Genomic DNA, 7,902 nt, shown 5'->3' on the forward strand with positions numbered 1-7,902 from the left:
CCTCTCTGTTCGTCGGATGTGGGGTGGCTTGCTAACTACTCCTCATCCATTTAACCACCTTTTTACCAGCTTTGGAACGATCACGCTCATCTTCATTCCACGGAGTGAGTATAATGAACGCCATCATTATAATCGGAGAACACCATGAGCATCATCACCATCGTGGGTGCTGGAATGATGGGCACCGCCCTGTGCTGGCCGCTGGCCGATAATGGTCATACCGTGCGCCTGGGAGGTACCCCGCTTGACGAAGAGATTGTTGCTTCTCTCCACGCCACGCGCATCCATCCTAAATTGCAACGGCGTATTCCCGAAGGGGTGACCGTCTACCGTGCGGCACAACTGCCCGAAGCGCTGGCAGGCGCAGAGGTCGTCGTCAGCGGGGTAAGCAGTTTTGGGGTCGACTGGTTTGCCCGAACGGTCGGGGAGTATCTTCGGCCCGGTGTGCCGGTGATTGCCGTCACCAAAGGCCTCGAAGACCAGCCCGACGGCACTCTCATCACCCTGCCCGAAGCCACGCGCCGCCGCCTGCCGCCTGCAATGCGTGAACAGGTCAGCCTTAATGCGATTGGCGGGCCATGTATCGCACATGAGCTGGCGGCGCGCCGCCAGACGGCGGTGGTTTTTTGCGGCACAGACGAAGCCGTGCTCGCCCGCCTGCGCCAAACCTTCACCACCCCTTATTATCACATCTGGCTTTCCACCGATGTCACCGGTGTAGAAGTCTGCGCGGCGATGAAGAATGCTTATGCGCTGGGGGTGGGGCTGGCGGTGGGCATGATGGAGCAGGCCGGAGCTGATGGGCTGGCCCGGATGTACAATCCTCAGGCGGCCCTCTTTGCCCAGGGATGCCTGGAGATGCGCCGCCTGCTTGAAATCACCGGCGGAGGAATGGAGAACGACACCTGGTTGCCCGGGCCGGGCGACCTTTATGTGACGGTTTTCGGCGGGCGTACGGTGCGCCTGGGTAAACTGCTGGGGCAGGGGCTATCGTTTGCTGAGGCGCGCCAGCAAATGGCCGGAGAAACGCTGGAAAGCGTGGAAATTGCCACCCGCGTGGCGCGCGCCCTGCCCAAACTGGCTGCCCGCGGCCTGGCAAAGCTGGAAGACTTTCCCCTTCTGCTCCATATCGACCGCATTCTTAATCACGGAGAAAGGGTGAATCTCCCCTGGGAGGCCTTTTTCAACCGTCCATGACCTACCTCACTGTTGATGCTGGCACTTCTTCGACCAAAGTTTGCCTTTTCCGGCAGGATGGATCGCTCTGGCTCAGCCGGAGTGTCTCTTACCCGGTAGACCGCCCGCAACCGGGCTGGGCCGAGCAAGACCCCCGCGCATGGTGGCAGGCTGCCTCTGCTCTGTGCCGGGCGCTGCTCGTCGAAGCCGGGAATCCCCCGGTGCGCGCGGTATCACTTTCGGGGCAGGCTCCGCTGTGCGTTCCTCTTGATCGGCATGGCCAGCCCCTGCGCCCGGCCATTCTCTGGCTTGACCGTCGGGCCGCACCCCAGGCGCGCTGGCTGCAGGAACACCTGGGAGTGGAAGAAGCGGTACACCTGTCGGGCAATGTGCTCGATCCTTACTTCGGCGGGGTGAAGTGGCTCTGGTTCCGCCGTGAAGAACCCGAACTGTATGCCCGTACCTGGAAGATTGCTCAGGCGCAAACTTACCTTGCCTGGCATCTCACCGGCAAGGCCATCACCGACCCCAGTCACGCCGGGATGTGCAGTCCGTGTTTTAACCCCCAAACCCGGCAATGGGATGAGCGCATCTGTGAACTGATGGAGCTTGATGCTGAACGTTTGCCTGAAATTCATGCCTCAACTGAGATCATCGGCGAGGTCACCCGCCGGGCGGCGGCTGAAACAGGCCTAAAGGCGGGCACGCCGGTGGTCTGCGGCGGGGGTGATTTTGCCTGTGCCTGCCTGGGAGCCGGGGCGCTTAACCCCGGTCAGGGCGCCCTGATGCTTGGCACAGCCGGGAACCTGCTCGTTCCGGCCCTCGAGCGCACCGATCCGCGGCTGATCAACACCCTTCATGTAACGGGTGAACGCCTCAGCATGGGCGGGGTGCTGGCCGGTGAGGTGATCACCTGGGTGCGCGGCCTCTTCGGGAATCCCTCGCTGGAAACACTGGAAGCCGAAGCCGCCCGTGTACCGCCCGGGGCAGAGGGACTGCTCTTTTTGCCCTATCTGATGGGCGAACGCACTCCCGTGTGGGATGCGCAGGCGCGCGGGGTCTATTTTGGCATTTCTTCCCTCCACAACCGCGGGCATTTCTACCGCGCCGCTCTGGAAGGCGTGGCGTTTGCTTTTCGAGAAATCACTTCCATCTTTACCGCACTCGGACGCCCCCTTCACGAAGTGATCATCCTCGATGGCGGCGCCCGCAGCCCCCTCTGGAGGCAAGTCTTCGCCGACGTGCTTGGCCTGCCGGTGCGCTGGCGCCCCACCAGCCCGGGCACCTCGCATGGGGCGGCTTTTCTGGCGGCTCTGGCCATGGCCGATGCTTCCACCCGGGATGCACTTCAGCACTGGCTGGAGCCGACCCTTGATGTGTTCCCGAATCAGGAAGCTCAGCCCACTTATGCCGGGCGGTTCGCGGTCTACCGCCAGCTTTACGGGCGATTAAAAGACCTGTTCTAACTTTGTTCACCCCTCGCTCCCCATTTATGCTACAATTTCTATAGTGTAGCAATTAAGTAGAGAATATGCGGGGAGGTGAGTCAATGTCGCAGTTGCACCAGGTACAGTGGAAAAGAAGAGGAGGTGCCTTGCTGGGGGCCCTGGGGCACACCCTTGGAACCTGGGCCGCGATCATGGCCGTCTGGGCTATCTGGCTGGCCTGGAATGTCTTTGTTCAGGGAGATTTCGCCTTCGACTGGAGAACGCCGCCCGAAGTGTACCGTTTTGGGCTTTCCATAGCTTTACTGTTTTCTCTGCCTCTTTCGGGGGAGTTCCTCATTTTGAGCTTTGTCTACCGCCTTTTCAAGCCCACCATCACAGGGCGGCAGGTCTTTTTAAGTTCTTTCACCCTTGCGCTGAGCAGCCTCCTCCTTGTTCCGTTTCTCCCCGAAGGAGGCCTTCCGCTGTTAATGATGATCATTGTTCTGCCCCTGCTGGCCACCTTATGGCTGAACGGGAAAAATCAGCGCCTCAAGCTGTCTCAAGGTTGAGACCAGAAAAGAGATCCCATGAGTTCATTTCCTCTCATCACTTCAAAAAATTACCCTGTCGAACAGTTGCGGGGTAACCTTCGCTCAGGCTGGGCAGACGCCCTGCTTGCCGGCCTGCCTTTTTTACTGGGCGGCCTGGCCCAGGGTGTGCCGCTGGTTTTATCGGCCCTGGAGATGACGGAACGCACTTCATCCATCCCTTCCATTCTTTCGACCATCTTTATCGGGTTGTTCATCCTCTCTCTGCCGGTCAGTTTCCTGCTGGCCAGGGCTCAAAACTGGCCGCTCTGGTCTGCTGGCTGGGTTCCCTTATGGGTACTCGGAGTGATCATGTTCGAAGAATGGATGCGGGGATGGATTACCGGTGATAATGAGTGGTTTCCGCTGATGGATTTTCTGATGCTGGTGGTCTTCCCGCCGGTCATTGCCTATGGACTGGTGCGTGTGGTGCGCGCTGGCCGGTTGAATGGAATCCTGGCGGCTATGCCGGTCATGCTGGTATCCTGGATCGTTACCAATGAGTTCGTTTCCAACCTCCCCGAAGGCATTGTCTCACTGAGTTCCTGGGTTCTGGCGGGGATCGTTGCCGTGCTCATCGTTCGCTTCCGGGGGGTGGCGTTCGCGCTTCTCTCCGTCACCGGGCTGATGCTTGTCAGCGGTTGGGCCCATACATGGAACGGCATCTACCTGGGAGGAATGCTTCCGTTCTCGGAGCCTGCCCCCACCCCCGGGGCTGTCTTTCGGGCTTTTGTCCCCCTGTTTTCGTTTGTCTGCGCCATTGGGCTTGGGCCGCAACTGGCTCAATCTCTCCGCGATCTGGGGCTGCGTAGCGGGCTTGATCGGGGCCTGCCGGCTTACCGGCTTTCCCTTGGGGGCATCTTGCTCATGATCCTGAGTGCCCTTTTCCATATTCATGCCCAGGTGAACAGCGGGGCTTTGCATGCCCTTTTACCAGCCGCTGATCTTTTCGCACGGCTTGGGACTTATCCGGCAGGGTTGTGGCTCAACCTCATCGGGCTGGGGTTCTATGTTGCCGGTTTTATCCTGGTTGTGCGGGCCGCTCGCCGGGGAGGCAACCTGCCCGGGTGGCTCCCCACGATTTTATTGTTCTTCTCCCTGCCCGGCGTGCCCTTCACCCTCTATCTGGCCAGCTCATCTGTGGGTTCCATCCGGGCCTTTCTCCCTCCCGCTGTTGGGAATACCCTCGGGTTGGGCTGGGTGGCCATAGCCCTCTTTACCCTTCTGTTCTGGCTACGCAATATGAGCCGCCTGAATCTCCTCCCCCATTAAAGGGAGGCGGGGGTATCTCCCTGCCAGCCAAAAGCGGCTTCAAAACCGCGCGTGCTGGCGCTCAGGTTATATCCTTCGGCTACCCAATCGGTGGGGCCAGCCCCATTTTGCCCAATTCGCAGTGAAAGGCGTTCACCGGGGCGTGTTTCACGCACAAAGTTGATCTGCAACCAGGCGAAATTTCCCCTCTCGAAAGCTTCCATTCCCAGCGCATCGCACAACCACTCCACATAGCGCGCGCTATTGGCATGGGCCAGCACATCCACTGCGCTGTACCCTGCTTCCACCTGCAGGCGTTCGGGCAGGTCAGCCGGCGGGTTGATCTTCTCCAGGGTCCAGTCCAGGGCTCTGCGGCCCTCATTGGCTGGCAGGCTGGCCTGAAGCGCCTGAGGGGGCAACATGCGCCGCGCCACCGGGTCGATGAGCACCCATGCCGAGGTGGCCGAAGCCAGCCGTTGACCCCCGGCACCGGTGAGCAGAAAATCGCGCGTGAAGAAAAGGCGCTGTTGCAAACCACACGGCCAGGTTTGTAAAGTCACCGGCTCGTTCATCACCGGAAAGGCGTGGAAGTGAATACGAAAGCGGGAGAGTACCCAGCTCATCCGCCGCGCCTGCATGGCTTCGAAATCAAAGCCAAGGTGGGCGGCGTGATCGCTGGCGGCCTCCAGCATGGCCAGGAACATGGCGGCGGGCTTCCAGCGGCGGTTGAAATCGCAGGCGTGGGCACTGGCACGCGTCTGCACTATCCAGACAGGTTGCAAGGTCATAGCGATGTTTTTACCAGCGCTCCCGGTGGACGATTTCCTCCAGGGGTCGGCGCCCTCCTTTGCGATTGGGTTGAACCAGGACCGAGGGGTCCAGCGGATAACCGAACGAGATGGCAATGCGGAGATGCCATTCCGCCGGGAAGCCCAGCAAAGCCCGCGCTTTTTCGGGTTCGTAAATGCTTGCCAGGCATGAGCCCACCCCCAGTTCCCAGGCGGCCAGCTGCATGTAGGCGGCCGCCTGACCGGCGTCAAACATGACCTGGAATTTTTCGGTTGGATCAGGGGTGAGGATGGCCACTCCCAGTGCCGCTCCGGCCAGGTGCCCGGCCCACGTGCCGCATTCCGAAAGCCCCCTGAGAATATCCCGGTCGGTGATGGCGATAAAATGCCAGGGCTGGGTATTTTTTGACGATTGTGACCGCCGCCCTGCCTGTAGAATGGCGCGGATCACTTCTTCGGGCAGGGGTTGCGTAGAAAACTCACGCACCGCCCGCTTATGTTGAATCGCCTCTGAAACGTTCATAAACTGATTACCTTTCCGGCTTTCTGAAGCGCTTCCAGAATATCTCCCATTCCTCCCACCGTGCCCACCTGTACCTGGTCAGCCAGCCCCAGGTAGTTCAAACAGGTCTGGCAGAGGATCAATTCTACCCCGCGAGCTTCCATCTCGCGCAATACTTCCAGCACGCCCGAGCCTGTACAGGCCAGGTGCACACCCCCGGCATAAAAAAGAATTTTTGCAGGTAAGTCTCCCGATTGAAGGGTGAGGTTGAGAAACTTAAAGGCCAGCATTTTCTGCAGGTCGGCCGGGGCATCTCCCATGCCATTTCGGGTGAAAAGAAGAACCGATTCCTGGTTCATCGTGGAACGCATCTCCGGAAAGATCTATTTCGCCCCCGCCTGCGCCAGCCGGGTGAACAGATCGCGGAAGATAGCATCGCGATCGATGGAATACGCACTGCGAATAAAATGCCGCCGTGGGTCGAAGCTCCAGGTGAGGTCATCGGTGACGATGGGGCTGTGAACCAGAGCGCTGGGCGTCCAGTCAGCATCGATCAGATACGCAATGCTCGAAATGTCCCAGATCACCTTTGACCAGGCAAAGGGGTTCCCCTGGTAAGAGCGGACGATGTCGGTCAGATAATCTCCGATGCGGCTGCGTCCCTGCACATAACGCTCCAGTTCGGCAACCGTCGTATGCAGGTGTGAAACCACCCCCATACAGGGGAGTTGCACCAGAGGCACCCCGCTATCGAAGATCACCCGCGCCGCAGGCACATCCTGCATCAGGTTAAATTCGCGGGTATCAGGCCAGAAGAAAGCGTGCCCTCCCAGCCAGACCACCACCACCCGTTCGATGATCTGCGGCTCCAGCAGGATGGCCGAGGCCACATTGGTAATGGCCCCAATGGCGACCACAAACAGGGGTTCATCTCCCGGGGAACGCCGCATGGCCCGCTCTATCAGGTCAAGGGCCGCAGGGCTTTCGACGGGGTGATCCCAATCGGGGAGATAGGTGGTGGAACCGCGGAAAACCCTGCCATCAGCGGGCTTTCCCAGCAGATCGAGCAGGCGCAAAATCTCCTGATAGCTTTTCTCCATGCCGTTTGCCGGGCCGGTAGAGCGATCGTTGAAAAAAGGCGCGGCGTAGATGGCCTCTACCGTGAGCTTTTCGGGGGAAAGGAGCGCATAAGTCACCGCAAACTGGTCATCCACCTCGTTGTAGGTGTCGGTGTCGAGCACCATGGTTACCCTGCCAGTCGGTGGTTCCAGCCGCGCCAGGCGCATGGCTTCAGAGAGCCGGGGAAACTGCATCGTGATACCTCCTGAGGGGGTCGCCCGGAGCATTTCCGCCTTTACGGGGAAGGTTGGGCTTCTATGCAATTATACCTTTATCAGGATAGATGAAGTTCCGGGTAACCTGACACCCTGGAAGAAGGTCTGTTCCTTTCAAAAGCAGTTATCTCAGGGTGGGCCAAGTGTCACCTCAAAGCGCCAGTTACCAAAGATATCACTTCCGTACTCATCCACGCCTTCGGCTTCGATGCGCACTCTGTAGGTGCCATTGACCGCCGCCGGGCCGCCTTCTCCCCAGGTGAGCTGGTACTGAGTCACCGGCCAGGGGTTGCAGGATGGGTCATCCCCGCCAAAAATGCAGAAAGCCGCCTTTCCTTCTGTCTTTTCGTAAACGGGGTTGCCATCTTTATCTTGCACAATGAATTTCACCTGCTTCACCCCGTCTCCATCCTTTGATGTGCCCGTGGCGCGCAGGGCGATGCGAAGAAGCGAACGCGAGGAGAAAATCAACTCATATTCAAAGCCGTCGAACGTGCCCTGGGGTTGCGAATTGCTCACCGAGGGCGGGCGCGGCGCCGGGGGTGGCTCCACAGCCACCACGGGCAGGGCGGAGACATCAAGATTGCAGGAAACGAACTGAGCCCCCGCGCTCACCCAGCCGGTGCGCCCTGCCCCGTCGACCACCTGCACCCAGCTGCCTGAGGGAAACCCGCTCCCGTTGAATCCGATGGGCCTCACCACGACTTCTTTATCCAGCACGTCGATGGGCGGGTTGAAGGCTGTGCCTGGCCCCTTGCGGAGGTTCAGGCGCTGCAGGACTGTGCACTGAGGGCCGGTGGTGGCCGTGGGCGGGAGCGGTGTGGGGGTGTTTGCCGG

9 protein-coding genes are annotated in these 7,902 nt (G+C 59.9%); 4 read left to right on the forward strand and 5 right to left on the reverse strand.

Going from position 1 to position 7,902, the window contains the following annotated elements; all coding sequences use genetic code 11:
- The first annotated feature begins 144 nt into the window (after positions 1 to 144).
- From ATHL_RS16530 to ATHL_RS16545, 4 genes are all read left to right on the forward strand, one after another.
- Positions 145 to 1,197 (forward strand): NAD(P)H-dependent glycerol-3-phosphate dehydrogenase, encoded by a 1,053-nt coding sequence (locus ATHL_RS16530; protein ID WP_062196058.1) that lies wholly within the window; start codon positions 145 to 147, stop codon positions 1,195 to 1,197.
- Complete coding sequence (xylB, locus tag ATHL_RS16535) at positions 1,194 to 2,642, forward strand: xylulokinase (protein ID WP_062196060.1); 1,449 nt, start codon at positions 1,194 to 1,196, stop codon at positions 2,640 to 2,642. The genes ATHL_RS16530 and xylB overlap by 4 nt, the downstream gene beginning before the upstream one ends.
- Before the next feature lie 83 nt (positions 2,643 to 2,725).
- A complete protein-coding gene (locus ATHL_RS16540; protein WP_062196062.1) occupies positions 2,726 to 3,172 on the forward strand; it encodes a hypothetical protein in 447 nt (148 codons plus the stop codon).
- Between the two features lie 18 nt (positions 3,173 to 3,190).
- Complete coding sequence (locus ATHL_RS16545; protein ID WP_062196064.1) at positions 3,191 to 4,462, forward strand: hypothetical protein; 1,272 nt, start codon at positions 3,191 to 3,193, stop codon at positions 4,460 to 4,462.
- Here the strand turns inward: ATHL_RS16545 and ATHL_RS16550 are convergent.
- The 5 genes from ATHL_RS16550 to ATHL_RS16570 all read right to left on the reverse strand — a co-directional run.
- Positions 4,459 to 5,229: an acyl-[acyl-carrier-protein] thioesterase gene (locus ATHL_RS16550; protein ID WP_062196066.1), complete on the reverse strand. Its 771-nt coding sequence runs from the start codon at positions 5,227 to 5,229 to the stop codon at positions 4,459 to 4,461. The two genes, ATHL_RS16545 and ATHL_RS16550, sit on opposite strands and share 4 nt — an antisense overlap.
- Before the next feature lie 10 nt (positions 5,230 to 5,239).
- Positions 5,240 to 5,752: a nitroreductase family protein gene (locus ATHL_RS16555; RefSeq protein WP_062196068.1), complete on the reverse strand. Its 513-nt coding sequence runs from the start codon at positions 5,750 to 5,752 to the stop codon at positions 5,240 to 5,242.
- Positions 5,749 to 6,090, reverse strand: coding sequence for a DsrE family protein (locus ATHL_RS16560; protein ID WP_062196069.1), 342 nt, complete (start codon positions 6,088 to 6,090; stop codon positions 5,749 to 5,751). The genes ATHL_RS16555 and ATHL_RS16560 overlap by 4 nt, the downstream gene beginning before the upstream one ends.
- Positions 6,091 to 6,114: 24 nt before the next feature.
- Entirely contained in the window at positions 6,115 to 7,044 is a 930-nt protein-coding gene (locus ATHL_RS16565; RefSeq protein WP_062196071.1) for a nucleoside hydrolase, read from the reverse strand.
- A 150-nt stretch (positions 7,045 to 7,194) separates the two neighbouring features.
- A partial coding sequence (locus tag ATHL_RS16570; RefSeq protein ID WP_162787778.1) for an SH3 domain-containing protein occupies positions 7,195 to 7,902 on the reverse strand: 708 nt, incomplete at its 5' end.

This window comes from Anaerolinea thermolimosa (assembly GCF_001050195.2).
Classification (GTDB): Bacteria; Chloroflexota; Anaerolineae; order Anaerolineales; family Anaerolineaceae; genus Anaerolinea; species Anaerolinea thermolimosa.

Bases quoted from the DNA above. Each gene is read 5' to 3' on its own strand.
- ATHL_RS16555 (WP_062196068.1), bottom strand. From the start codon at position 5,752: ATGAACGTTTCAGAGGCGATTCAACATAAGCGGGCGGTGCGTGAGTTT.
- ATHL_RS16560 (WP_062196069.1), bottom strand. From the start codon at position 6,090: ATGAACCAGGAATCGGTTCTTCTTTTCACCCGAAATGGCATGGGAGAT.
- ATHL_RS16540 (WP_062196062.1), top strand. From the start codon at position 2,726: ATGTCGCAGTTGCACCAGGTACAGTGGAAAAGAAGAGGAGGTGCCTTG.
- ATHL_RS16550 (WP_062196066.1), bottom strand. From the start codon at position 5,229: ATGACCTTGCAACCTGTCTGGATAGTGCAGACGCGTGCCAGTGCCCAC.
- ATHL_RS16530 (WP_062196058.1), top strand. From the start codon at position 145: ATGAGCATCATCACCATCGTGGGTGCTGGAATGATGGGCACCGCCCTG.
- xylB (WP_062196060.1), top strand. From the start codon at position 1,194: ATGACCTACCTCACTGTTGATGCTGGCACTTCTTCGACCAAAGTTTGC.
- ATHL_RS16565 (WP_062196071.1), bottom strand. From the start codon at position 7,044: ATGCAGTTTCCCCGGCTCTCTGAAGCCATGCGCCTGGCGCGGCTGGAA.
- ATHL_RS16545 (WP_062196064.1), top strand. From the start codon at position 3,191: ATGAGTTCATTTCCTCTCATCACTTCAAAAAATTACCCTGTCGAACAG.